We start from the raw sequence: 26,395 nt of genomic DNA, 5'->3' as shown, positions 1-26,395 counted from the left end.
ATCAGGACAGTTTTTGCAACAGTTCAGTCGCTTTGCGTGATTGCGGCGCATTGTTTTTCAGGATTTCATTCAAATACTTTTTAGCATCGTCTGCACGCTGCTGTTCCATTGCCAGTGTCGCTGCACGTAACCATACGGCACCACGGAAGTTCAGATCAGTCTGGGCAAACTGCTGGGCGTCCAGCACTTCATTCAATAACTGTTCACCTTGTTGCTTGCGGTTCATTACCGGTGGCACGGCCAGGAATGTACTGGCAGCCACAAAACGGACTTCCATTGCGACCGGTACTGTACCGTGCATAGCCTGACTGTTGCCAGCCAGTTGCAACGCCTGCTCTACCATGGTGGTACCATTTTCCAGCGCCTTTGTTTTATCACTGATGGCAATCTTTTCCAGCGAAGACTTGGCAGTCGCGGCACCTGCATACGACATCAGCAAGGGATTGCCTGGTTCTTGTTTCAGCATGTCGTTAAAGCTGATGGCAGCATGCTGGTTGGCTTGCCGTGCGGCGTCAATTTCTGCCTGTCCTACTGAGTTGACGTAATCCTGATTCAGCCAGGTACTGACGGCATTGGCAACATATTGCTCCTGACTGACGTTGGGGCTGGCTACCAGTTGTTTTACTGCAGTACGGAATTCGGTTTCCGAAAAAGCCATGGCATTGCTGGCGGAGAAGATCGCCAGGCCAGCTGCAAACACCAGTTTTTTAGCAACAGTGTTATTGAGGATAGAAGTGATATTTTTCATGATTAGCTCCGTTTAGTAATTAAGTAATTAAGTAATTTCGTAAGTTTGTTTCGCGTTGTGGGTGACTGCAGGGACAGATTAAGCCGTGCTGCGGCAAGCCACCATCGGTATGAGACCAGGCGCAGGAAAATGGTGTGAAGCCTGTAAAAAATGGCGCAAGTGGAAAGAGAAAACAGACCTGACCTGGAAAATCATTTCTTCCGGAGAAAGGTTTTTTTACAACAAGCCATCGTCCTGCGGCAGGTAAATCCACGCATAGAAAGGGAACTGAAAGCTTCCACTCCTTAGCATGTGGTCTGGCGTATTGAACTGTTTTTATTGCACATTACAGATCAGCACCATCTCGACTACATGACGACATGTAGTCTGAAAATAAAATTTCTAAAGGAGACCACCAATGAAAAAACTACTCGGCATCACAACGCTGGTATGCATGGCAAGTGCAGCGCACGCGCAAACAAATGTGACTGTTTATGGCCTGATTGATGCCAATATCACTTATAACAATAATGCGGACGCGAACAAAAACAGTCAGTTCAAACTCAATAGCGGCGGCATGAATACATCGCGCTTTGGTTTGCGTGGCAGCGAAGACCTGGGCAATGGCCTGAAAGCCATCATGCAATTGGAAGGTGGTGTCTTGCTTGATACCGGCGCGTCCGACGGTGACCTCTTTGGTCGCCAGGCGAATGTGGGTTTGCAAGGTGATTTCGGTCGCATCATTGCTGGTCGTTCTTATAGCACTACCTATGATTTTATTTTGCCATTTGACCCTATGGGGTATGCGCCGCAGTATTCGTGGGCAACTTCTGCCGGTGCCACTGGCAACCGCAAAGATGGCATGTTGACCGGCGTATCCAATTTGCTGAAGTATCAGTTCGACGGCAAAGGTTTCAAACTGGGGGCAACTTACGGGTTTGGTGAAGTGGCTGGCAATACTTCCGGCAACGCCAAATACATCCTGGCCGCCAGCGCATTTGATGGCCCATGGGCTGCGGTCATCACCTACGAACAAAACAATAGCGCGCCGATTGCCAACGGTTCTTACGACCAGGCCAAGGTCCTGCATCTGGGTGCTACGTATGATCTGGGTGACGCCAAGCTGTTTGCCGGTTACCGCAATTTCAAGAAAACCATGGCAAGTGGTGCAGCGGATCAACGCAGTGACATGCTGTGGCTGGGTGCCAATTATGCAGTAGCCCCTGCGTGGACGTTGACAGGTGTGTACTACTATCAGGACATCAAGAATATGGCTCCAGGCGCAGATGCAGACCCGGGCTTGCTGGCATTGCGTGCCAAATACGCGATGTCAAAACGCACGGACATCTACGTTGCCACCGGCTATGCCAAGGCCAGCAATAACAAGCTGACTGGTGTATCACGTGATGACGCTGGTTTTGCAACGAACCAGACATCTGCTACGGTAGGTATCCAGCACCGTTTTTAATCTGTAAAAATAAATGCCCTGAACTGTCATTGCAGTTCAGGGCATTTTTGCTGGTAGCAAATATCATTGACCTATTGCGGTCTGACTTCTTTCTTTAATGCCGCCATCGCCAATTTTTCGACCAGGCTTGGCGCGATTAATTTCAACCAGCGTGCCAGCTTACCCTTGAAAGTCATCACCACGTTGCGATCGCCGCGTTCATAGCCGCGTATGATGAGACCAGCACATTCCTCTACTGACATGGCATTATCTTCTTTCAGGCCGCTGCTGCCAGCCGCATCGCCCGCCGTGTTATAACCGTGATAGCGGATCTGGGTGGCAACCACGCCTGGATAAGCCAGCGTTACCGTGACCCCAGAACCGTGGAGTTCTGTACGCAGGCTTTCAAAAAAACCGGCCATGGCAAACTTGGTGGTACAGTATGCGGTACGGCCAGGTACACCGATCAGGCCCGCCAGCGAAGAAACAGCAACGATGGCACCACGGGATTTTTTCAGATGGGGCAGGGCAGCATGCGTGCACCAGATACTGCCCCAAAGATTGATTTGCATCAGTTCCTGATACCAGCCAAGATTATCCACCTCCCCAAACAATGCCTGTGCAGACTTGCCTGCATTGTTGATCAGTACATCGATACTGCCAAACTGTTTGGCAGCAGTGTCAATCAATTGGCGGCAACTGGATTCTATGCCGACATCCGTTTTCACCACCAGTGTGACAGCACCAAACGCCTGGCATTGGGCAGCTACTTTTTGCAAGCCTTCTTCACTGCGTGCGGCCAGCACCAGCGCCACCTTGGAGCCATACGTGCGAGCCAGCTGGCGTGCCATCTCTGCACCTATGCCATCTGAACTGCCGGTGATGATGACGACTTTTTGTTGTGTGCTCATGTTTTGTAGCTTTCATCAAGACGATCCAGTTTGCGTATCAGGGATGGCCAGACAAACGCACCACCCAAACCACCTGTTTGTACCCGCATGGCTTCCGACACGCCTTTGACGATCAAAGGATTGACATGAATCAGCTCACCGCCAGCCTGTGCCGCCAGTTGTATCTGGCAAGTGGCCTCGAAGGTGTACATCGACAGGAAGGCATCGGCGATCGATTTACCAACTGTCAGCAAGCCATGGTTGCGCAACATCAAAAAGTTGGCGTGCCCCATGTCAGCTTGCAAGCGTGGTTTTTCATCTTCCCTGAAAGCGACACCTTCATAATCATGATAAGCCAGCGATGCAAGTACAAAAGTGGATTGCTGTGACAGTGGCAGCACACCACATTTTTGCGCGCTGACGGCAACCCCCGCACGGGTGTGTGTATGCAAAACGCACTGCACATCTTCACGTGCTGCATGCACCGCACTGTGGATGACAAAGCCCGCCGGATTGACAGGGAAGGGCGAATCAATCACCTTATTGCACTGCTGATCCACTTTGACCAGTGATGAAGCAGTAATTTCATCAAACATCAGGCCATACGGGTTAATCAGGAAATGGTGCTCAGGGCCGGGGATGCGGGCACTGATATGCGTAAACACCAGATCACTCCAGCCATAGACAGCGACCAGGCGGTAACAGGCAGCCAGGTCAACGCGCAACTGCCATTCTTCTGCGCTGACCTGATCCTTGATTGAGGGTATGTCCATGCTATCTCCTATGTTATTTTTTCTGATTTATTCGCTGACTGCGGTTTTGTAAATTGTATTGCGTGGTTTGCTGAACAATTGCTTCAGCATGGGTTCAAATTCCACCAGCGGAAATGTCTCGGCATGCGCGTCAAATGAAGGGTTATCGTACAAGGCGCAGAATTCTGCCGTACGTTCAAAGTGCGGATGCTGACGGAATTGCTCGCGCATATCCCGGTCCATACCTATGTGATGAAAGAAGTAATGCCCCTGAAAGATGCCATGGTGCTGCACCATCCACAGATTGTCTTCGGTGACAAAGGGTTTCAGTATGGCAGCGGCAATATCCGGGTGGTTAAAAGAACCCAGGGTATCGCCAATATCATGCAGCAGGGCGCAGCAGATATATTCATCATCACGACCATCACGCATGGCGCGGGTCGCTGTTTGCAATGAATGGGTGAACCTGTCTATAGGGAAACCGCCGTAGTCTCCTTCCAATAAACGCAAATGCTTGATGACACGATCTGGCAGGTTCTGGGCAAATTGCATGAATTCACCACCGATGACTTGCCAGTCTTCTTTGGTACTGTCCTCCATGCGGACAAATTGAGCATGATGTTGCATGTTACTTACTCCTCAGTAAATGCTTGCATACATAGGACTTGCGCAAAATCGCTCCAGCTGCGTTGCAGCTCCTCTTCCAGGGGCCGCGTACTATGCGTACTGTCTTCGTTGCTACGGTGCCGCCGGGGTTTCAGACAATACATTGTCCACCGACGAAACGGACCGCCCTTACAAGGGCAGTTTCCTCCAGCGTTAGCCTTGCTGTGACAATTTTGTGTAAGTCCTGATACCTTACAACGTTGTTTTCATCTTAAACTGTCAAATATTTTACAATTTGAAGTTTCAGCAGTCTTTACTTTGATACCCTGCACAGCGATGACATCTGACGACAAATTAATGCACATATTGCTGGGTGATGCCTGGTTTGCCGCTTTGCCTGCAAGAGACCGTAAGACCATGGTAGTCGCAAGTGAGCATTTGCGCTTGCGTCCAGGTGAAATGCTGTTCCGTAAGGGCGATATACCTACAGGGTTTTATGCCGTTGTCAGCGGTAGCGTCAAAATGTCTACCCTCAGTGAAGGCGGGCGCGAAGCCATACTCATTATTTTGGACGCTGCCACCTGGTTTGGAGAAATTTCCCTGATAGATAATCATCCGCGTACGCATGATGCAACCGCGATGGGCGATGTAGAACTACTGGTCTTGCCACCAGCCACCTTCACAGCTCTCATGCAAAGGACAGCCTTTGCAGCAGCCATTGCACGCATGCTGGCAAGACGCATACGCCTGTTATACGGTATCGTGGAAGACGGTGGCCTGCGTTCGGTCAGGGCCAGGGTGGCCCGACGCCTGATATTGCTGGCAGATGTTGCCAACTGCCAGGCCGATGAACACGCCCTGGTGAAAGTAACGCAGGAATCGCTGGCGATGATGCTTGGTATAACCCGCCAAACCCTCTCTAAAGAACTCAGATTTTTCAGGTTGAACGGTTTGATCAGACTGGCTTATGGCAAGATAGAAATTCTGATGGAAAACAAATTATCTGCTTTATGTGACAAATAATCACTTTTCAAATTGAAATGTTGCTTGTAGTGAAGTGGTTTTTTGGTCTATCGTGTATATATAAAAAGGACTTACGCAACACAACTGAGGTGGTTTTGTGTAAGTTCTGTCAAAGTGAAACTTGGTGAGTATGCTAACAAAGTCCCATGCTTTGCGTGTCGTGCTGATTTTGTTCCTGAGCCAATTTTATCTACATGCTCAGGCTGCCTGCTCACGTATCATTAATGCACCTGTTGCCCCTCTGGGATTTAGTGTAATCGTCAATGGCGACAATATCACCGGTATTTATCCTGATATCTTTCGTAGTCTCTCATCCAAAGAAACCTGCCAGTTTCAATTTTCAGCGGTGCCGCGTGCGCGTTTGGAACTGATGTTTGAAAATGGCCAGGCTGACGTGCTTTTCCCAGCCATACGCACACCAAAAAGAGATGAGTTTGGCATTTTCGTACCGCTGATCTATACCCGCGCCACGCTGATTTCACTGCAGTCTGCCCGTACCACCATACATAACCAGCAAGAATTGCTGGAGCAAAAAAATTTGAAAGTTGCTGTGGTACGTGGCTATGACTATGGCGAAGCTTATCAAGCCATTTTGGCTGAACTAAGCCGGCAGGGCAGATTGATTGTGGAAACGGATGCCGTTTCCGTCGCACGGGTACTGAAAGCTAACGTGGCTGATCTGACTATAATGGCACCTTATATTTTTGTCGGTGCCGTGCAAGGCGATGCCAGGGTGGAGGATTTATCCGAGAAATTGCGTTTTGAAGCTATCCCTGAACTGCCCTGGGGCGACAGCGGTGTGTACCTGTCCAAAAAAACGCTGACCCCGGAAGACCGCAATGCATTACAGGATTTGATGGAACGTGCAGCACGTTCTGGCATGGTGTGGAAAGGATTTTTACGCTATTACAAGCCAGAGGTGTTAAAAGAAGGAAACCGTCCTCGCTAGAAAGCGACAAAGGGGCGTTACTGTTTTTTTGAGACGCAATGTAATTGACGCAATGTAATTGACGCAATGTAATAAAGAAATTGGCCAACATATTAATGACCTTTCAAAGAAATACTACACTATTGCGTGTCCTGTTGTTCTGTGGCTTAAGTGTTGTGGGAGCTCAGACCCTGGCGACCTGTTCACGCGTTATCAATGTGCCTGTCGCTGCTACCGGGCGCAGTGTCATGATCAAAGGCGAGAAGCTTGAAGGCATCTATCCCGACATCTTGCGTAGTCTTAATGACACCTGCAAATTTGCCCTGACCGCCGTACCCAGGGCAAGACTGGAATTGATGTTTGAAACCGGACGGGCCGACCTGCTGATCCCTGCCAGCAGAACGCCCAAGCGTGACGAACGTGGCATTTTTATTCCTATGACCTATAACCGGGCCACCCTGATTTCTATTGACAGCAGTCGCCCTGCCATTACCTCGGCGCAAGAACTGCTGGATAAAAAAGACTTGAAAGTCGTATTGGTGCGTGGTTTTGACTACGGCCCAGCCTACCAGGACCTGATCAGGCAATTGGGCAAACAGGGGCGATTGGTTTTTGATGCTGATCCACTTTCCGTCGCGCGTCTGCTAAAGGCAGGCGTTGCAGACATCACCATCATGGCACCTTCCATACTTGCTGGTGTCATGATGGACGATGTGCGCGTGCAAGACCTGCTCGGCAAGCTGCGCGTCGAACCTATCCCGGAATTGCCCTGGGGTGACAGCGGTGCCTATATTTCAAATAAATCATTGAACAATGAAGATAAGGCAGCGTTGAAAGACTTGCTTGAGCAAGTCGCCAAATCCGGTATGGTCTGGAAGGGCTTCACGCGTTATTACCCCGCCAGCATCTTGAAGGAAAGCATACGTCCGCGCTGACCCCTGTTATAGCGCAATGCCGGTTTCAAACTTACTGCGCAAAACAGAAAAAAAGCTGCGTACATTACGCACATTGGCATGGGTGGCAAACAGCCGGTGCGCCAGTGCATGGTAAGCCGCCATATCCGCCACCTGTATCACCAGCACAAAGTCCGGCCCAGGCGACACGCGGTAACATTGCTGCACCGCCATTTCCTGCGCCACCAGTTGTTCAAATTCCAGCAGTTTTTCTGTCGCCTGATGATCAAGGGTAATTTCCACAATCGCCGTCAAACCTGCCCCCAGCTTGGCCGTATCCAGTATCGCCACCTGGCGGGCAATAATACCTTCGTCAGTCAGCCGCTTGACGCGACGCAAGCAGGTGGGGGGCGACGCATGCACCCGCAAAGCCAGCTCGTGATTGGTCAGCGATGCATCCTTTTGCAATTGTTGCAAAATACGCTTGTCCAGCTCATCCAGAGTAAACATATGGCTAATTATTTCTTAAAGTATTAATAAATGAAATAATAGTTCAAATGTGAAATTGATATTCATTAAATTTCAATAATACTTAAATTTTGAAAGAAAACATCACGCCATCTGCTTTAGCATGAACACATATTCATTCTTTATCAGAGGTCATTATGTGCGGTATCGTCGGCGCAGTTGCTCAACGCAATATCACCCCGGTTTTGCTCGAAGGTTTAAAACGGCTTGAATACCGTGGCTATGACTCTTGCGGCGTGGCACTGCATGTAGATGGCCATTTGCAACGCTCACGCAGCACATCCCGCGTGGCCGACTTGCAGGCACAGATAGACCAGTCCGGTCTGGCTGGCTTCACCGGCATTGCGCACACCCGCTGGGCCACCCATGGTGCACCGTCATCATCCAATGCCCACCCGCATTTCTCGCGTGACCGCATCGCCCTCGTGCACAACGGCATCATAGAAAACCATGAAGAACTGCGTGCCGAACTGACACAGGCTGGTTATGTCTTTGAAAGCCAGACCGACACCGAAGTCATCGCCCACCTCATCGATCACCTGTACAGCGGCGACCTGTTTGAGACCGTGCAAATCGCCATCAAACGCCTGACAGGTGCATTTGCCATCGCCGTGTTTTGCCGCGACGAACCTCATCGCGTCGTCGGCGCACGCCAGGGTTCCCCCCTCATCGTCGGCGTTGGCCAGGGCGAAAACTTCCTCGCATCCGACGCCATGGCGCTCGCTGGCACCACAGACCAGATCATCTATCTGGAAGAGGGCGATGTCGTAGACCTGCAATTGCAAAAAGTATGGATAGTCGATAGCGAAGGCAAATCGGTACAGCGCGAAGTAAAAACCGTACACGCCCACAGCGGCGCAGCAGAGCTCGGCCCTTACCGCCACTACATGCAAAAAGAAATCTTCGAGCAACCCCGCGCCATTGCCGACACGCTGGAAGGCGTCATCAGCATCATGCCCGAACTGTTTGGCGACGGTGCCTACAAAGTCTTCAAGCAAATCGACTCAGTATTGATACTGGCCTGCGGCACCAGCTATTACGCTGGCCTGACTGCCAAATACTGGATAGAAGCGATAGCCAAAATCCCCGTTAATGTAGAAATCGCCAGCGAATACCGCTACCGCGAAAGCGTGCCCAACCCCAATTCACTCGTCGTCACCATCTCGCAAAGTGGTGAGACAGCAGATACCCTGGCCGCCTTAAAACATGCACGCAGCCTGGGCATGCTGCACACACTGACAGTCTGCAACGTCGCCACCAGCGCCATGGTGCGTGAATGCGCTTTGGCATACATCACCCATGCCGGTGTAGAAGTGGGCGTCGCCTCCACCAAGGCCTTCACCACACAACTGGCAGCACTCTTCCTGCTGGCACTGTCACTGGCACAAAGCAGAGGCCGCTTGAGTGATGCCGATGAAGCAGAACACATACGCGCCCTGCGCCACCTGCCCGTCGCCATCAGCGCCGTGCTGGCACTGGAACCACAAATCATTGCCTGGGCAGAAGAATTCGCCCGCAAAGAAAACGCACTCTTCCTTGGTCGCGGCCTGCATTACCCCATCGCCCTCGAAGGTGCATTAAAACTTAAAGAGATTTCCTACATCCACGCCGAAGCCTATCCCGCTGGTGAACTCAAACACGGCCCCCTGGCCCTGGTCACCAAAGAAATGCCCGTCGTCACCGTCGCCCCCAACGACACCCTGATAGAAAAACTCAAATCCAACATGCAAGAAGTCCGCGCCCGTGGCGGCGAACTCTACGTCTTCGCCGACGCCGACTCCCGCATCACCTCCAGCGAAGGCGTACACGTCATCCGCCTGCCAGAACATTACGGCCAACTGTCACCCATATTGCACGTGGTGCCGCTGCAATTGCTGGCCTACCACACGGCATTGGCGCGGGGGACGGATGTTGACAAGCCACGTAACCTGGCAAAAAGTGTGACGGTTGAATAGGGCAGGGCATTGAGTTATGACTAGAGCAAATAAAGTTGGTCGGGCCCGAATAAAGTTGGTCGGGCCGACTTGGGAATCTCACTTTACTTTGTCCTCGAATTTAGGTGATCTATGCGATTATTCATACATCCCAGTTTTATGGAAATAATCTGGGTACTTGAATTTTTTAGACAAAGGAAGTGACAAGTTTATGAACTCGCAACATGCAGACCGAAAAGACGCATGGACAAAGGAATTTGAGCCTACTTTGAAAGGTTTTACACCAGAGGAATTATTGCAATTTTTTGATAGAGTTACTTGGCTCCTGGATACGTATCAATTTGCGTATCAAATGAACCGTGAAATGTTCTTAGTACTAGACAATAGCATTGTTCAAGATTTTAAGAAGAAAAATGACCATAAAAGATGGCATCGTGCCATGTCATATATCTCTTTTTGCAGATTCGTATCTGACTGGAGTGATTGCCCGACCCACTTGGCCATCACGCCAGTTTTGATATATGAATACCGGGGCAGGAAACCATCGGTGTCCCAGTCAGATGCAGAAAATTCATTAGATGAAATAAGAAATCTATTGTCGATTACAGGATTGCGAATAGCACTGACCGGGACAACTAACATTGAGTCACTTCATCAAAGTTTGCAAAACGTTCACCATGACGCTGATTTTCTCGAAGTGTTTGTTAAGCAGATCGACAATGCAGATTGGAATCGAGATTTAAGAAATCCTTTAGGTGGTGAAACTCTTGCAGTGGCCCTGGCCGACGCGGCAATTCCGGACGATATGCCGTTGAAATACTTCGTTCCTTATTACATCTCGTTGGTTTTTCGATCACGCATAGAGCAGTTAATTGCGGATCAGTCAGACGGAGTATTGGGTTCATCGCCAATTAGGTGCGGCCCAATTTCTATCAATCTTGCAGCTTTAAATGAAATATCAAAAAAAAATAGACTTCAAGGACTTGGCGACCTTGATCTTCTACAAATTTGTGACATTAAACGACAATACCAGCAGAAATTAGAATATTTATATGTTGGTCAAACTTATGATAAAGGTCTAGCTAGGACCTTGAACGACCATGCGGCTTTTGTTACTAGCACCTGCTTTTCCGGTGCAAATAAGTATACGCATGAACAAATAAAGAATATAACTTTGAGGATTACAGAAAAGTTATCTAACGAGGACCGTAGATATAAAGAAATCGGTGTCTTGAGAAATGAGTTTTTGGAAAATGTTGCCAGTACTTGTATTAGACTATCCAATTAAATTTGGAATCCAACTGATTTCAGTAAATCACTCATTTACAACTTATTCCGCCTTTGGTGTCCAGCTCTATACCTGTCTTGCCCGGCAAAACGGACACAGAAATGGTCGTTAAACCACTTGGCTTGATACCGAGACTATGGTGCCTGTTGTTTGGTGAACATTGAACCTGTTCTTGCGTCGGCATGGCAACTATCTTTGTTGGCTAGAACATCGTCGAAGCTGTACTAACCAGCACAAAAAATCCATTTTACCAGTCCGGATATAGTCCTAATTGATAGACAAGATTACTGATTCAAGCTTACAAAAGAACGGCCACATGCAGAATTGACGGCAATTCCGCACACAATTTATTCTGACGGATGGCCCCATCATCGAGCCAGACCCAAATTGTTCAAAACAACTGCAATCATTTCATCAGACGATAAGTTGCCACCTTTGGAGATCATTTCGTGTCCTATCATTTTGTCGATACATAAAATGCTGTGGATATAATGAGCTGCACTGAAGTTAACCATCCAGTAATCTTTGCAGTATTCTGGTACCAATGCAAACTCAAAATATTCTCCGATTCCTTGAGCAATGCCATGCTCAAAAAACCACGTCCCAAGTACTAGAAGGCAATATCCTGCATACCTGGAGAAAGTGACGGCCAAACGGTCAATGCCAAGGATGGCGGCAAGCCGCATACAAATCGTCAGTACAGCTAATCCGTCTAGGCTACCCTGCTTAAGCATATCGATGCAGCGCTTTTTAAGCCAGCGAGAGTCATAATCCTTATTTGCTTGAGCATCAAGCATCCATCTGAGTAAATCATCACCAAGTTTGGACGTAGTTCCAATAAGATTGCGAGCAACCTGTTCGGCAGGTCGATGTATTCGAAGTGCATCCCATACATGAGTCTGCAAAACTAAAGATGTACTTGGAAATTTGCTTTGAACTAGCGCTATTACTTGTGCAGAGGGGGTACGCCGTCCGTTTTTATAGTCCATCCAGCGTCGATGAATCGAAATTGCTCTGTTTTTCACTGTTGGTTCGATGGCTCTTTGTACAGCAACAACTGTAGCTTCACCCAGTTGCATCCTCAATTCTTGAAACCAGCAAATTGTCGCGAACACGTCAACTATTCGACGTTCCCGAGTAATGAAAGACTTTCGCATAAGGGATGCAGCACCCAGTCCATTTAATGATTTTGTTGTCGAATCAAGCACTTAGAGCTGCCTCCATCAAAAGCTGCGCGGTTTATCGTCTCATCTAGGCAAGGGGTTGCAGACACAATAATATTCATACCATACATGACGGAGCCGGACAATGACCTCTATAGATTTTGAAACGAGCGATGTTCAGAAAATCGCCGAACGGCTTGATAGCAAGCTCACGACGCAGTATGGATCAGTATTGGGTTCGACAGCATTGATTAAAGAATTGGGGTATCCATCTGCAGCAGCCTTTCATCAAGCACTGGCGCGCGGCACCGTTCCTGTGCCGATATTTAAGATCGAACATCGCCGAGGGAGCTTTGCTCTTTCCCTAGATGTTGCCGCGTGGCTGAGCCGTCAACGAGCACAAGCAATTACTTCAGAATAAATAAGAGTTATCCGGCCTTGAGTACCTGGATCGGTGTTGATATTCCTAAAGCGAAGGAGATGATCATGTAAGCGCCACACAAACAAAAAAGCCACCGGTTCCCGCCAGTGGCTGCTTTTTGTACTGAGGGAAGCCCTCAAATTTTAGTATGCACTATTAATGTACTCGTCCATCGATTACGAGTCAAGGGCTTCCTATTCCATTAAAAAAAATGCCAGCTTATCTGGCAGGAAAGGAATGCTCATGGGCAACACCATGCGTTTGACTTTACCGCGGCTCAAAGAAATTTTACGCCGCCAGGATCCTCCTAAATGGGGAAGTGACTATGACCCAGCCATACGCGCAACCCGAGAAGAAGCCCCTGCTCGAAGCCGATTTGCTCAAGTCTGGCATGAAGGGTTAGGTCGCTATTGCCATGTCTTATCAAATGTAGAGCAAAAGGCCTTACTCCTAGCCCTGTTTAATTCGTCGCTATTTGAGTTGCAGGAACAGCGAATACTCGCCTGCGAGCCCAGACCGCATCCTCTTGCCAGCCATCCTCTTGCCGCTGGCTTAGTCTTGCCGCCATTGCGGGGCACAATTGATGTTTGCGAACGCCTTGACATGCTGGACCGTCATCTGTGGATCTACATTGATCACCCCGATGGTTCTGGTCAAGTGCCTGTACCTGCCCCTTTTGTTGGCGACTTCTTGCTGTTTTTGCAGGATCAGAATGGCCCATATTGCGTGAACTGGACAATCAAAGAAACTGCAAAGGAGTTTCACGTGCGCATAGCGGGCAGTAAACCTGCCAAGTCAATTGAAAAGGAAGTGAACGCTGTACGCGCTCGTCACGCTATCGAAGAGCTGTACTACAGAGACGCACACATCCCAACTGTTCAGATCGTTGACCGGGACATTCCTGAACTGTTTATCCAGAACATCAAGAGCTTTCTGTTGTTAAAACACCGGGCAGCAGATATGGATCAAGAACTCTATAGAGAGATCTGCGAGCGACTGCAGGCAAGCATTCTGACCGGCCAACCTCCTTTAGAAATTCTGCTTTCAATCATGCATCGCCATGACCTCACATTAGAGATAGCCAAGGCTGCATTTTATCGTGCACTTTGGCAGAGAGATGTCAGGGCTGAACTAATGGACGAGGCCATCTTTATTGACCGCACGCTGAAATCAGAACGGCGTGATCCGCTCCAGGTATTTAGTGCCTGGTTTGTACGTCAACGGTCTTAAGGGGGATATGTCATGCAAACTGGTGCTCAATTATTCGCCCCTGAAGGATTTGAAACACTTAGTAAGGACGTCGTGTATCACTTGTTGCGGAGCGATTCTGCAAGGGAGCGAGTCGTGCTGGTCGAATTCAGGAAAATACTGACTTCAACCAAAGCTTCGATCAAAAATGCTAGCCGCAAGCGAGGAGCCGCATTTGGTTTCAGGCCCGTCTTGCACTTTCTTTCACGCCATTGCTTCGAGCGTGGATTGGATGATGGCTTGATCGTGCTTTGTGACGAACAGCGCGAGTTGCCCCCTTGGTTTTCTGGCATCTCGGTTGACGAGTTGCGAAAGTACGCTGAGCCTCGAAAGAATCGTAAGACAAGCCATGAAGAGCGCATCGATCGCACGCTAGCCAATTTGTGGCCGCTCGTGCAGAATTTGGATCAAATCCTGGCCGCTGAGTTTCCTGACTCGTTAATGAATGCGCATGCCAGAATGTGCAGTCCGAAGCAGAACGAAACTCGATTACGGACTGCTTTTTACGCCTATATCTGCTTCGGATTCAGTCGATGGGCATTGCATTACGCGGTACAGCTCATCGGCCAATGGAAGCGCATGGGACGCGACCGGAAGTTTGGCCGGCCCTCGCGCATTCATGGCGCAAATCATGGGTACAGCACGAATGACCCAGAAATGATTCGACGAATGCTGGAGGGGTATCGTAAATTTGCCGGTCCCGGTCAGCATTTGAGCCGAATTTATCGTCGCACACTCATCTCGGTGTTTGGCTGTGTAGTACAAACCGATCCAGCGGGACGCAAATCATTCATACATCCTGCGGGCAGGCCATTTCCAACGCTTGGGCAGTTTGCTTATCGCATTGCCCAGGAATTCCCGCTTGAAATTCGCCAAATATATAAATATGGGCATGCTCGGGTCAGAAACAGTCTGAAGCATTCTCAAGGACATTTTGCAGAAAGCGTCGGAAACCTGATGGAGCGCACCGAACAAGATGCTTATTACTGCAATCGAGTGGCCAGAGGTTATTTGCTTGGTAGTCATCTGCCACCGTTATGGGTTGTTCGCATTCGTTGCATCGGGTCTGGGATGCTGGTTGGAATCGGATTTTCAGTTGGAGCTGAGACTGCCGCTGCCTACCGTATGGCTTTGTTTTGCGCCGCCATTGGTAAAGTCAAATTTTGCAGTTTATTCGGTGTAGATATTAAATCGGACGATTGGCCGAGCATCGGTATTTCACCACATATTATCAATGACAGGGGACCGGGCAGTACCGCGAAAGCTGATTCTGTTGATCCGGCGTTAAGACCTACTATCAAGGAGGCTGCGCCAAGCTATTCTGGACAGTCAAAGGCTTCTGTGGAGACCACACATCCCAAACAGGTTAAACGGGAAGGTAAACCGTGCTATCAAGAAACGAATCTCTCGATTCCGCAAATTGCAGCGCAGGAAATTTTGCGCACTATCGCTGACAACCACAGTATTGATGTGAGTGACCGCCTTAATAATGATGCACTCAAGGAGGGTGTTTTCCCAACAGCTGCTTCGCTTTGGCGGTACCTTGATCGTAAAGGACGGAACCATGCTGTTACTCCCCATTTCGAAGAAGCAGTCAGAGCCTATTTGAGTTCTATTGAGGTGAGCGTGAGAGACGATGCTGTGTATTTTATGGATGCACGTTTTGATTCAGATGCCCTTAAGCATTCTGGGATATTACAAATGGCCCACGACCTTGGGCGCTACAAACTGAAGGGATACATGCTAGATGTCTGCGTGCGTCATTTGTGGATTGATCTGGGAACGCAGCTAATTGAAGTGGATGCCATGCTGAGCATTCGCGACGGGCAAGAGCAGTTGTATATCTCTGTTGTTGAGATTGAACAGTTGCAACAAATACGACGCGACGGAAAGTTGGAACTTAAGTCGCACCGTCACGCTGCAAAATCTGAGTACGAAAATAAATTTGAAAATCAAACTGGTAAACCGTTTGATCAAGCTGTCGATAAACCTGGCCGATCTCGACGTACTAAGGCGACTTCAGTACAGGAGAGACAAGAGATCATGGCTTACCTTCGTGCTGGCGGAGGTGGTCGATGACTGAAAAGCTTTCTCGACATGATTGGCTATATTGGTTTAACAGACTAGATACAGATGAATCCATTAAGCGAGCTGCATATATGCCGGTTGTGCCTGTTATCGGATTGCAGTCTATGAGAGTTGAAGAAGCATGCAGAAAGCTTGATGAGGCCTGGGATGAAATATTTTTTCCAGGGCCACAACATATCCGTATCCTACGTGACATGCTTGATCAAGCCATCCATTTCGCATCTCGCAAATTTCCAACTTCCAAGGACTACATCCGCCTTCGAAGTGAAAATGCCCAACCATCATCGAACACACCACACATTCAATGTTTAAGTGGCTTAGCTGGGGTGAGTAAGTCAGGATTAATGAAAGCATTCGTACGAATGTGCCAGCTCGACAACCATGGCAGCTTTTTTACCGAAGGACACAAGCTGGCCTTGCAACCTATAAGGCGAATAGCGATAGGAGCTCAAGCGTCCACGCTAGGGGTGCTCTGGACACTTTCGAATCCAATTGCAGTGAGCGGTAGGGTAAATTCAAACTCAGACGCATCAACGAAACATGTCCGTGATTGGCTCTCTGCAACAGCCACTTGCACGTTGCTTGTAGACGAGATGCAATTTTTTACACAAAGTAGCACAGCTAGTACAAAGACATCGCAACTAATTATGACGCTGGCAAATTTGGGACCGTCACTCATTTTTGCTGCGAATTATTCCTTGGGGCATAAGCTAAACCGGCGACCACAAGAGGAGAAAGACCGCTTACTGACCAATCCTATTGTGCTAAAGCCACCGCTTCCGATCGACTCATGTTGGGTAGACGCCATTAAGGAATTTCTTGCTGTCTCTCCAGAGTGCTTTCGGCTGGATGCGTCGACGCATGCACAGGAACTACATCGCCTGACGGCAGGGCTTTTTAGGGCACTACGGAAATTGCTGGCACAGGCGTACCGGGAGGCCACGCAGCTTGGAAAATCGTTTGTAACGATGGATGAAATTAGATTGGCTTATCGAAGCAGTAATTTCAGTACTCACCGCAAGGACGTTGAGGACTTGGCATCTCTAAGTGTCTCAAATTTATTGGAAAAAACACGACCGGATTTGACATGTCCATTCAGCGACTTAATTAAACCGGAAACAACTACCTTGGAGAAAAAAAATGTTTCTAATGGAGTTCTGTCTCAATTACCATCCAGTTCTAATCCAGCTAGTGCCCTGGTAGAAAGCACTCTCAGTAAAGGAGCGAAAGCTACTTTGCAGACGCTGCGGGATGTATCTCAACTTTCAAAGGAAAAGCGAATCACTGCAAAAGTGTCTCACTTGCCTAAGCGTTCTCCACCTTCGGCACAATCATTACTAGAGGGTGCACAACTGCTTCGTGACACGCAATCTAAAACGAAGTCTTCATCAAGGACTACTGAGAAATCATTGGAGAAAGTCGATGAAAGCGATCAAAATACAAACTGACTTTCCTGACTTCACAGTCGGCCTTGACCCTTTGCCTGACGAAACGTTATTTAGTTGGTGTAGCCGTTTTCATCGCTTGGCAGCCAATGGTCAGGACAAGAATACTTGCCTGCAACTCTTTGGGGATGCGCGTATTGGTTCAGCGCATGACTTTCCAGCACGTATCGCTGTGCTGGCTGCCAGGAGCCGGGGTTGCTTGGGGACTGCTCCTGACATCATTCGTGAAAGGACGCTCTTGCCCTTTTATCTTCCATTCAAATCAATTGAGGTGGGTAATGAGGCAGTGAAGGCTCTTTGTGGTCCTGGCATCGGGCATTTGAAGTTTCGGTTAGGATTATTAACGAGTGGGGTTGGAGCCGCACATCCTTTGAAAGCATGCCCACAATGCATTTGCAGTGATCTGGACAGGCATGGGTGGGCGTATTGGAGGCGTAGCCACCAATTGCCCAGTGTTTGGCTCTGCCCAGAGCATTTTATTCCTTTGCGAGCCTCCAGCCTGAAACTATTACAGGTAGCGCGTTTTGCGTGGGTGCTTCCTACGCAGGCCAATTGCGCGCCGCTGGCGGGATTGGAAGATCGTAGGCTGTCGAAACATGAAACTGTCTGGCTGCTAAAGCTCAGTCAATTAAGCAATGAATTACTGAACTGTCCGTCTGGAAGTTTTGCAAATCCGGTGCGCATTGCGGAAGTGTTCAGAATTCGCCTATGCTGTCTTGGGATGATGAATGCAAGCGGGCGAGTCCGGTGGCCACTACTCCAAGTTTCGCTTGAGAAACTGGTTTCGAATTTAGCATGCTTGCCGGCACTCAATCACGAGGCAGACCCCCATCTTCTGCGGACTCAGTTTCTGAGAATCTTGTCCGGTCGTGGTTTGACTCATCCACTGCGTTACCTGATCTGGATTTCGACCTGGTTTAATGATTTTTCTCATTTCAAAACTGAGTATGGCAAATTGGCTGGTTATATCAATCATTGTGAAGATGAATTTCCTGCACCAAACAAGCCAATGCGCGGACCAACAAGCGAGCAAATGGAGATTATTGCGATGTTGTGCACGGGCCAATTAAGTTTGACTGCTGCAGCGCTACGAGCTGGCGTTGCTTACGCAACAATGGCTGCATGGGCTTCAAAAGAGTCGGTTGAAGTATTACGTCGCCCGAAGAAGTTGAGCGCTACGCTGTGGGATCGCGCTGTGGCTATGTTGCGTGCAGGTGCAGATAAATCAGATGTGGGCAGGCAATGCCAAATCTCTGTGGTCACCGTAACACGAATACTTCGAACCGTGCCTGGCTTACAGGAGCACTGGCATAACGTCAGATATAAGCAACGTGGAGACATCGCTCGACGAGCCTGGAGCAACCTTCTGTCTTTGCGTAATTATATGGGTATCAAGGCACTAAGATGTCTGGAGCCCGCTGCCTACGCGTGGTTATATCGTAATGACCGCGTTTGGCTGAAGGCATCACTTGCTGGGACTTGCAAACTTAAGATATCTAATCATGCAGCTAGACGAATAGAAAATGCTGACGAGCGAATGGCGGTATTTCTGAAAAAACTGACTTTGAGCCGAGAGCCAAGTACATCAGGATGGAGATTAGATGAACTTAAGCGAGCATTTCCTCGTATCGAAAAAGTAATTCGCTATCCAGAGCGATGGCCACTTACAGTGAAGGCGTTGGCATTCGTATTAGTTGCGGAGCCCTTGTGATTACCTCAACGCTTGATGCGAAAGGCATAGAAGTTTCGCTTGATTTGACAGTAGCGCCTCGCCATAGGTTACCCGGTTCGTTATAAACCTATATGTATGCGCTACGAAGTAACAACTGGGGCGCAAGACAAATTAAGCAAGTGAAGTCCCCGCACTAACACGACATTTTGGCTCCAATTGCCTGGTGTGGTTCGAAAGTGAAGGGGCTACACATCAAAAATAATACATAAAGTCAGTAACGTCAATAAGATGTTTTATGCGACGTGCCATTAAGGTCTGGATGTGACGCGCCTACAAATTTGAATTCTATTTAAGGTCGAATCGGAAATTGTTGAAAATGGTGCCTGACAGCGTTTTCTACACTCATCACATTGACTCCAGATTTTCTACATGCATCATGCAAGGATGCGCCTTCAAGAAATGCTGACAGTGCTTCATTCACTTTATTGCTCAATGGCTGGATGTCCAGTTGAAGATTTGCGGCATCAAGAGCATGTAGGGCTTGTTCAGAAGAATCAAACAGGACAGATAAGATAGAAGCATAAGCCAATGCAGGGTATGCGACATGCTTGTCAATACAAGCACCATCAATTTTACGAACAAAGGCATTTGGAGATTTGCTGGCAACCTCAGGCATGTGTCGACTTAGCCAACTGCTTGGAAAATGCTCACGTATCAGATCGCTTACAACAGGACGCTTGCCGATTTCGCCAATACGCAATCCCGCAACACGGCATTTGATACGGATGACATTCGCCCATGCTTGAAGTCCAATTGGGTAAGAGCGTTGTAGCCACCCGAACATGATTTCCTGCAGACGCATTAAGGTAGCATTTTCTATTTCTTGCTCGATCGTCGCCAGCCTTGTCGTAACCGTGTCAATGGTAGAAGGATGTCCTGGATTGTTGATGGCGAATTTTTGGTTCGTCTTAGCCAATGGAGTACGGTGATGCGGGCACCAGTCGATCCCTACTATCTGGTGTGATCGCCTCCAATAGCTAAAGTGATGCTTATTGATATCGTTTTCGCAGCATTCCTGGCACCACCTTATATGCCCTTGCAGACAATTCATAGCTCGATTTTTTTTAAGAAATAAGTCACTCCAACTCTCTAAAGAATTTCCTGTGAATTTTGAGATTGGATTTAACACTGGCAGAACAGAATGTTTCGATGAAAAATCGCATTTGCTTTTACCGCATATTTCAGCGATCAGCCACAGAAGTTGAGAGTCGCGTTCATTTGTTTGGTGCTTAATTGTTTTAGCAGCTAAATCAAGCGAAGGGATCGCATTCATGCGTGCGAATCTGCCTAATATTCCTAGGGCAAATTCGTCTTGCATTGGTATCGGATGACTGCGTGTCATTTCATGCTCCAATAGAATCCAATTCCCTATTCTGACCAGCAATTAGTGTGCGTCCAATTAGCTGGGTTTGATAAAAAGTATCTGTATCATATGCTTCGAAATTCTCATAGAGAATGTAAACACAGAAACTAAAAAGTTAACAGTCTTGGCGTTGGTAAATGCCCACAATCTGAACGAGATTTATGCTTGTCATATCCGGGTAAAACGCAAGAAGATGCCTTGTGTGCATTTGCAAATATTAATGTTTGAAATGGAACTGGATAGGGACGGATAGGTGCTGCTGGCATCCTGTCAGTAACTGCGCCTACTTATTGACGATCGCGTCTATAAGTACTATATTCCGTCCATAACGTTATAAGAAGGTTCCACAGCCGATGCGAGGAACCACCTGCCAGAAGGAAACTTTTGGTCTAGCTAGGTCTAGGTAAGAGGGATCGGACTGTAACAAGTAAAAGCCTCCGTTCGCGGAGGCTTTTACCTTTGAGCACCTCGTCTGGACCTACTCTTGCGGGTGTCGCCACTCTGCCAACTGACTACAGTGAGCGAAGCGCTGCTGCGTAAGGCCGATATTGTCTGTTGGAGGAAAATTTTGTTTAGTTATTGCAATGAGCGCCAATGGCACCTGATTGTACTTGTGTCATCTCTGACACAATATGCAGTAAGATCAAAGTCAAATCCATTTCTTAAAAGCATCGTTTTGAGAGTTCATCATCCCGTTTATCTTTAGATGAACTACTTACCGCTCAAATTAATTTACGTGTCAGGAAAATTTGATTACACTTTAGGGTAACGCAAGCATTTCGTCCCGTATCCCGTCTGCAGAGTGGGCTCTTACCGTGGGATGCTTGCGTTTTTTATTGGTCGTATTCGTTCCCTAGTAGAATTGGCCGCTGGCCGTTCTGACAATGAACTGTGAAACCCTGGTTAATAAATTGTGCACCCCGATATCTGTGGCTGCATGTTGCTCAAATAATTAAGGGCTAGTTAGATTTTTCAGGTGATCGAAATTGTTTATCAAGTCTCCCCTTAATAGTTGCGGGATGACAGCGATAATGACTTGTTGTACCATCTTGTTCATAGAGTGTGAGTGAGTCTCCCCGCTCTCAAAATCCAGAAGAGATCCGCGTATGCACCGGTCACGGTCGGCTTGTAAAAAGCAAATAGTGGCAGATTAGGTAGCGGCTAATCCTTCTTCCCTAGATTGTTAATATATTCCCAAAGAAAACTTCGGTCATTCGAAAATCGGCTAACATTCTTTTGGGGTGATGTATCAGATAATTATTTGCTGCTTATCAATTGTTTCAATTCCCTAGATTTTCTTTCCAGGAGACTTTTATGTCGAATTGGAGTGAGCGCGCTTCTACAAATATGATTCGGTTGTCGCAAGGAAATTCTTTGGCCGAAGCTATGCGTGAATGGGGAACAACTGGCGGATATGAAGATACTCATTCGGTTGCTGAGGTGTGTGAGCTTTGTGAGCATGAAGGCTTACGTTATCAATATGAAATCGAGAATTACCTTACTGGTTATACTTTATGGGTCGGATCAACTTGTATTACTAAATTTATTCCGCTTTATGAGAATGGCGTAGAGGTTATTGGTGAAGAGGAAAAAGCAGGCCTGCTGAGGCGTCGTCAAGCTGCGCATGAGGCTAGTTCTCGCGAAGCCCGTGGCTTCGCTACTTTGGCTGCGTTAGCCTCTTGCAAGCCGGATATATTTACTCAACAGAGTTGGCGAACACAGTGGAAGATAGGTTATAGCGCACGTCAATTAGTTATGATCTCAGCAGCTTGTAGGGAACACAAGATACCATTTAACGCTGCCGATTTTCGTATCAATACGCGCCGCGGCAATATAATTGCACAGGTTAAAGCACTAGAACCATGGCAGTACAGGCGACTTCGATCTGCGCTGCCGAAGAGTAGGATCGTTGAGTTTGACGCATTTTTTTCGTCACAATTGTATAACGCTCGTAAGTAAGCCTTGCCAGCGATTTCGCTCTTGCAGTGAGTAGTTGCACTCCTCATACAATGGATGATTCATCGTGACGGCGGAGGAAATCAACTAATCTTCCATCAATTTCTAATTTGACTAAAGCCGGCAAATCTGAGTCTCGCCAATCGCTTTTTTGAAGCCATCTAATGCACTCGACTTTCGTTAAGTTATCTGCCGCGATTAGCTCTGAAATCATTACGGCTGCAGTTCTGGACAATCCTAGGCTGACAAGCGATATTTGTGTCTGTTGACTTAGGCCCAATTCTAGAAAAATGCTGATGTCCTTGATTTCCTCTTGAAGATCGCTTCTGTTGATGCTTCCAAGGTAATGATGAAGCAAGTCGTTGTAACAGTTCAGCAAGCGCGGAGCTTGATATCTGGCAATTTCTTCGACATCTTTCATTACTTCACGTATTACAGTTGGCTCAGACGTGTTCTTATCGCGTTTTTTTAAATATTGAATTCGGTCTGTAATCAGTCGGGCCAATGGAAATCCGCGCATCCAGCGTACGACAAGTAGTGCTCTGATATAGGCCTGCTTTGAGTTAAAGCCGAGTTTTGGGCTCATTTCGTCGGAAATACGACTGAATGCACTGACGAAGGTTTCCAGAGCGTCGTCACTACTGGGATCTCCTAATAAAAGGCGCTCTACTGGTTTTTCGGGTTTCTTTGCAAAACGTTGGAGCAGCGCCTGCATAAGAAGAGGACTAATGCCCGGATTGCGTGCAATCAGATCGGCTGGAAAGGAAATGCGCTCCAGCGACTCACCAACTACTGTGTTAAGCGTCGCGATGTCCTCCTTGCTGTGTTTATTCAAAAATGGACTTTGCAATAAGGAGCCAAAGCGTGCGTACGTTATTGCCAGATAGCTGTACATGTGTTCTAGATCTGGCCTCTTCGCGGACTGCCCAAAGTGATCCGCGCTCTCGATGTAATTTATTAGCGAAGCTGAGTCATTTATCAGTTCATCGGCTGTTCGCTTTATGACTATGCCAGACTTTCTTCGTGGAGGTTCTCCACCTGCCCAGAGTGCTTTGTTGTCGGCATCGATGCAGACTACGTTGCCCTGGAACTCCTTACCCCATCTTCCGGCCCTTCCTGCGAGGTTCCAGAAGTCTTCGATCCCCATAAGGGAGTTTCTCCCCTTCTTCGGTCCACGCATAAATATGTTTTTGCAGGACATATTAACCCCTTCTACCAAGGTCGAAGTGCATACCAGATATGATATTTTATTTGCACTGAACAGCCTTTCTATCTCTGTTTTTACAAGGAGAGGCATATTTCCATAGTGGAATGCTACGCCTCTTCTGAGCACCCTATTGAGCAGAAAATGCTTATGGATGGTCTTCTCGCATAATTCGATCAATGCTGCCAGTTCAGGGTCAAGATCATCGCGATCGGCGAGACAATCGAAGATTTGATGTGCTGTTTTTTCCGCGTCAGCAGCGCCGTTGACATAGATAATGTTGCCTGGCTTTCCGCGCGAAAGGGCAATTGCGACGAAGGGCAACCTTTTGCTTTCAGGATTTGGACTATAGTCGAGTGAAAATTCCCCTAACTTTCTTATCTCGTCGTCAAAACACAGGGCCGCTTCCCACGCCTTGGGCTGCCTCGGTTTTTGTGTTACCCAGATCAGATTCTGGTTCACTGTGACATTAGAACTTTTGATCGACGAAACATTTCCTTTTGGCCCATCTTCCAAAAGTATCTCAGGGTTTGATGTAAATGGGCTGGCAAACACCACCCGTATCATGGGGTTGGCACTGCTAGCTTGCTCAATTACTTGTTGTAGAAAGATTCCGCGATGACCATCTCCGACTTTATGTGCTTCGTCCACGACAAGGACATCTACTTTCGGTGGTTCAGAAAATGAATTTAGGAATATGTGAAACCGCTCTTGAGTAAATACCAGAACATTAGATTTGTTTTCCACATAGGCATGCTGTAGCGGAAGCGACGTTATGTTTACAGTCTTTTCCATAGACTCAAGGTTGGCAATGAGTTCGCCTTCAACTTCGGAAATGAGTGCGCGAGTCGGTACGAGGTAAACCACCAGGCTATTCCTGTGAGTTAACAAATACTCGCGTATCCATGTCTCAAGAATGAATGATTTTCCGACTGAAGTCGGTGCAGAAACACTGAGCCATTGATTCGATTCGGCACTATCCCAAAACTCGAGTTGAAAAGAATTAGCGACAACCGATTCATCGTCTGAGAGTTTGATGGTATGTAGAATACGTCGCTTTGTAGACTCAAGTTGCGCGCGCATTGGAATGCGGTCTTGGTAATCTGGAAGAATATATCCGCGCTTCTCAGCTAGTCTTATCGTGGCTTGGTTCACAAGTGCATCTAATACAAGTGCCGCCCCGTCTTTGCGCTGTTCCGAAGAGGATTCGTTAGTAAGACAGAATTGGGCAATTCTCAACGCGGCATCTTGGCATCTGCCGTTCTCAGAATGTGCGAGCACGCTTGCGCACGTCATCATATAGCCCAAGTTCACCGCGAACAAATCGTCAGCGTCTACTGTAGAGTGAAGGGCTTCGAATTGCCGAGAAACGGAAATGCTCGCTAGCGTCTTGAAATGGCGACGGAAACCCGGATTAGAGATCAGCCATTCTGGCAGTTCACGCATTGTCATTATTTGGACTCAGTGCGGATTTAAGGGATGCGCGGAATTCCTCGACGGAGGGAAACGGAACCAAGAAAACGTGGACTGAAAACGAGTCAATTTTCTCTTCCTGTAGTCTTTTTCCAACTGTTTCCTGCCACTTAGAGATTTCGCCAGCGATGGCCTTTTTAACGTCACCTACAGTCACTTTATTGGGCTCGCTTGGGTATTTCTGATAATCGAAGCCGACTAGGCAGATACCACAGTACTCGACGCTGCTGAATGCCGAATCATCAGGATCCAGGTATCTTTTTAGCGCAGCTTCCAGCGCAGGGTCATTGACGTTCAAATATTGGCCCAGGAGTTGCAAGTCCCGTTCCTCATAGCCTCCAATCTCGCCGGTTCCAAGCAAAAGGGGAGCCAAGCTTTTCATGCATTCATACACTGCGCTTGTCACGTTGCCATATAGTTTTGATTCACCCCAGTAAAGGCAAAGTTTGTTTGTTTTTTCGTTTACCCCTACATGTAATCCGTCTGCTCCGTGGTAGTGCATTTGAGTGCTGGTCTTCAAGTTCATTTTACAGATTAGCTGCGGTAATCCTAAAAAACGCTCCGCCAGTAGGAAAAGGATGAGTTCTCCCCCTTCGCCACTTTTTGCCAGCTTGGAAAAAAGCCCGATTGCTTCAAGTAAAAGCATTGCGTGTTTGAATGTTGAACCTGTCTCTTCCTGATGACGTAGCGCCTCAGCAATTTTCTTCCGCGGAATAGCATAGTCGATTACATGACCCACCAAATGCTTTACAAGAGCATCGATACGAGGTCGGCCATTTCCATCTAAATTGATGCAGTGAAAATGGCATTTAGCATTTGTAGAGCCAACCGTAACGTCAGTCTCTACAACATGAAAGTAAGCATCCAGTGTTGCAGGCGTGCCCCTGACTAAGTCTGTTAATGCTTGGCCGAATTGTTCCTCGTTCATCTGGTCCTTAGTATATAAAATACGCTTCCAATAACTTAGCGGCGTTCGACTATATTGGCCAGTAAATTAGAAGTTCAGTTCGACAGTATTTTGCGTCATAATTAAATAAAAGACAATTTAATTTGATAAGCAGCTGATTGGCTCATTATTGGTAATAATTCAGGATTCTATAGAGCGTGGCAAGCTTGCACGGCAGATAGTTGGTTCTGCCTTACGCTGAAACCATTTTTAATGTAAAGGATTGTCATTACGAAAAATCTTCGTGGCCAGAGAAGGCCCCAGTATATTTAAGATGGCATGCAGTTATTGTCAGATATTGAATGTTGGGCCATAATACTTATGGCTGAACGGAAGCCCG

21 protein-coding genes are annotated in these 26,395 nt (G+C 47.8%); 12 read left to right on the top strand and 9 right to left on the bottom strand.

What is annotated here, in order from left to right:
* Position 1 precedes the first annotated feature (1 nt).
* The gene (locus AC1RVX_RS00165; protein WP_493214565.1) at positions 2-748 is read right to left on the bottom strand and encodes a hypothetical protein; all 747 of its coding nucleotides are present in this window, start codon (positions 746-748) and stop codon (positions 2-4) included.
* A gap of 397 nt (positions 749-1,145) precedes the next feature.
* Here AC1RVX_RS00165 and AC1RVX_RS00160 point away from each other — a divergent pair, with 397 nt between their 5' ends.
* A complete protein-coding gene (locus tag AC1RVX_RS00160; protein ID WP_493214564.1) occupies positions 1,146-2,195 on the top strand; it encodes a porin in 1,050 nt (349 codons plus the stop codon).
* Between the two features lie 71 nt (positions 2,196-2,266).
* Here AC1RVX_RS00160 and AC1RVX_RS00155 read toward each other — a convergent pair whose 3' ends face one another.
* From AC1RVX_RS00155 to AC1RVX_RS00145, 3 genes are read right to left on the bottom strand one after another with little or no spacing between them, the layout of a single operon-like run.
* Positions 2,267-3,085, bottom strand: a complete 819-nt coding sequence (locus tag AC1RVX_RS00155; RefSeq protein ID WP_493214563.1) for an SDR family oxidoreductase — start codon at positions 3,083-3,085, stop codon at positions 2,267-2,269.
* Entirely contained in the window at positions 3,082-3,837 is a 756-nt protein-coding gene (locus AC1RVX_RS00150; protein WP_493214562.1) for a class II aldolase/adducin family protein, read from the bottom strand. The genes AC1RVX_RS00155 and AC1RVX_RS00150 overlap by 4 nt, the downstream gene beginning before the upstream one ends.
* Positions 3,838-3,864: 27 nt before the next feature.
* Positions 3,865-4,443 (bottom strand): HD domain-containing protein, encoded by a 579-nt coding sequence (locus AC1RVX_RS00145; protein WP_493214561.1) that lies wholly within the window; start codon positions 4,441-4,443, stop codon positions 3,865-3,867.
* 315 nt (positions 4,444-4,758) lie between these two features.
* On the opposite strand from AC1RVX_RS00145, the gene AC1RVX_RS00140 reads away from it, so the two are divergent.
* From AC1RVX_RS00140 to AC1RVX_RS00130, 3 genes are all read left to right on the top strand, one after another.
* Positions 4,759-5,445, top strand: coding sequence for a Crp/Fnr family transcriptional regulator (locus AC1RVX_RS00140; protein ID WP_493214560.1), 687 nt, complete (start codon positions 4,759-4,761; stop codon positions 5,443-5,445).
* A 130-nt stretch (positions 5,446-5,575) separates the two neighbouring features.
* Positions 5,576-6,394 carry a substrate-binding periplasmic protein gene (locus AC1RVX_RS00135; protein WP_493214559.1) on the top strand — a complete coding sequence of 273 codons (819 nt, stop codon included), beginning with the start codon at positions 5,576-5,578 and terminating at the stop codon, positions 6,392-6,394.
* Positions 6,395-6,489: 95 nt separating this feature from the next.
* Positions 6,490-7,308, top strand: coding sequence for a substrate-binding periplasmic protein (locus tag AC1RVX_RS00130; RefSeq protein ID WP_493214558.1), 819 nt, complete (start codon positions 6,490-6,492; stop codon positions 7,306-7,308).
* A gap of 6 nt (positions 7,309-7,314) precedes the next feature.
* Here the strand turns inward: AC1RVX_RS00130 and AC1RVX_RS00125 are convergent, their stop codons facing one another.
* Positions 7,315-7,776, bottom strand: a complete 462-nt coding sequence (locus tag AC1RVX_RS00125) for an Lrp/AsnC family transcriptional regulator (RefSeq protein ID WP_493214557.1) — start codon at positions 7,774-7,776, stop codon at positions 7,315-7,317.
* A gap of 155 nt (positions 7,777-7,931) precedes the next feature.
* On the opposite strand from AC1RVX_RS00125, the gene glmS reads away from it, so the two are divergent.
* Together glmS and AC1RVX_RS00115 are read left to right on the top strand one after the other, a co-directional pair.
* The gene (gene glmS, locus AC1RVX_RS00120; protein WP_493214556.1) at positions 7,932-9,749 is read left to right on the top strand and encodes a glutamine--fructose-6-phosphate transaminase (isomerizing); all 1,818 of its coding nucleotides are present in this window, start codon (positions 7,932-7,934) and stop codon (positions 9,747-9,749) included.
* Between the two features lie 190 nt (positions 9,750-9,939).
* Positions 9,940-11,016, top strand: coding sequence for a hypothetical protein (locus AC1RVX_RS00115; RefSeq protein WP_493214555.1), 1,077 nt, complete (start codon positions 9,940-9,942; stop codon positions 11,014-11,016).
* A 368-nt stretch (positions 11,017-11,384) separates the two neighbouring features.
* Here the strand turns inward: AC1RVX_RS00115 and AC1RVX_RS00110 are convergent, their stop codons facing one another.
* The gene (locus AC1RVX_RS00110; protein ID WP_493214554.1) at positions 11,385-12,095 is read right to left on the bottom strand and encodes a hypothetical protein; all 711 of its coding nucleotides are present in this window, start codon (positions 12,093-12,095) and stop codon (positions 11,385-11,387) included.
* Positions 12,096-12,324: 229 nt separating this feature from the next.
* Between AC1RVX_RS00110 and AC1RVX_RS00105 the strand changes: the two genes are divergently transcribed.
* The 5 genes from AC1RVX_RS00105 (at position 12,325) to AC1RVX_RS00085 (ending at position 19,092) form a co-directional block, all read left to right on the top strand.
* A complete protein-coding gene (locus AC1RVX_RS00105) occupies positions 12,325-12,600 on the top strand; it encodes a hypothetical protein (protein WP_493214553.1) in 276 nt (91 codons plus the stop codon).
* A gap of 243 nt (positions 12,601-12,843) precedes the next feature.
* Positions 12,844-13,830: a PDDEXK family nuclease gene (locus tag AC1RVX_RS00100; protein ID WP_493214552.1), complete on the top strand. Its 987-nt coding sequence runs from the start codon at positions 12,844-12,846 to the stop codon at positions 13,828-13,830.
* A gap of 12 nt (positions 13,831-13,842) precedes the next feature.
* Positions 13,843-15,927, top strand: a complete 2,085-nt coding sequence (locus AC1RVX_RS00095; RefSeq protein ID WP_493214551.1) for a TnsB C-terminal domain-containing protein — start codon at positions 13,843-13,845, stop codon at positions 15,925-15,927.
* Positions 15,924-17,384, top strand: a complete 1,461-nt coding sequence (locus AC1RVX_RS00090) for a hypothetical protein (protein WP_493214550.1) — start codon at positions 15,924-15,926, stop codon at positions 17,382-17,384. The genes AC1RVX_RS00095 and AC1RVX_RS00090 overlap by 4 nt, the downstream gene beginning before the upstream one ends.
* Positions 17,359-19,092, top strand: a complete 1,734-nt coding sequence (locus tag AC1RVX_RS00085; RefSeq protein ID WP_493214549.1) for a TnsD family Tn7-like transposition protein — start codon at positions 17,359-17,361, stop codon at positions 19,090-19,092. Before AC1RVX_RS00090 ends, AC1RVX_RS00085 begins: the two co-directional genes overlap by 26 nt.
* Before the next feature lie 310 nt (positions 19,093-19,402).
* Here the strand turns inward: AC1RVX_RS00085 and AC1RVX_RS00080 are convergent, their stop codons facing one another.
* Complete coding sequence (locus tag AC1RVX_RS00080; protein ID WP_493214548.1) at positions 19,403-20,455, bottom strand: TniQ family protein; 1,053 nt, start codon at positions 20,453-20,455, stop codon at positions 19,403-19,405.
* A 1,335-nt stretch (positions 20,456-21,790) separates the two neighbouring features.
* Between AC1RVX_RS00080 and AC1RVX_RS00075 the strand changes: the two genes are divergently transcribed.
* A complete protein-coding gene (locus AC1RVX_RS00075) occupies positions 21,791-22,435 on the top strand; it encodes a hypothetical protein (protein ID WP_493214547.1) in 645 nt (214 codons plus the stop codon).
* A gap of 43 nt (positions 22,436-22,478) precedes the next feature.
* Here AC1RVX_RS00075 and AC1RVX_RS00070 read toward each other — a convergent pair whose 3' ends face one another.
* Positions 22,479-25,088 carry a DEAD/DEAH box helicase gene (locus AC1RVX_RS00070; protein ID WP_493214546.1) on the bottom strand — a complete coding sequence of 870 codons (2,610 nt, stop codon included), beginning with the start codon at positions 25,086-25,088 and terminating at the stop codon, positions 22,479-22,481.
* Positions 25,075-26,037: a HamA C-terminal domain-containing protein gene (locus AC1RVX_RS00065; RefSeq protein ID WP_493214545.1), complete on the bottom strand. Its 963-nt coding sequence runs from the start codon at positions 26,035-26,037 to the stop codon at positions 25,075-25,077. Before AC1RVX_RS00065 ends, AC1RVX_RS00070 begins: the two co-directional genes overlap by 14 nt.
* Between the last annotated feature and the right edge of the window lie 358 nt (positions 26,038-26,395).

This window comes from Undibacterium sp. GW821-FHT11B02 (assembly GCF_058808955.1).
This window is presented reverse-complemented; position numbering and strand designations above follow the sequence as displayed.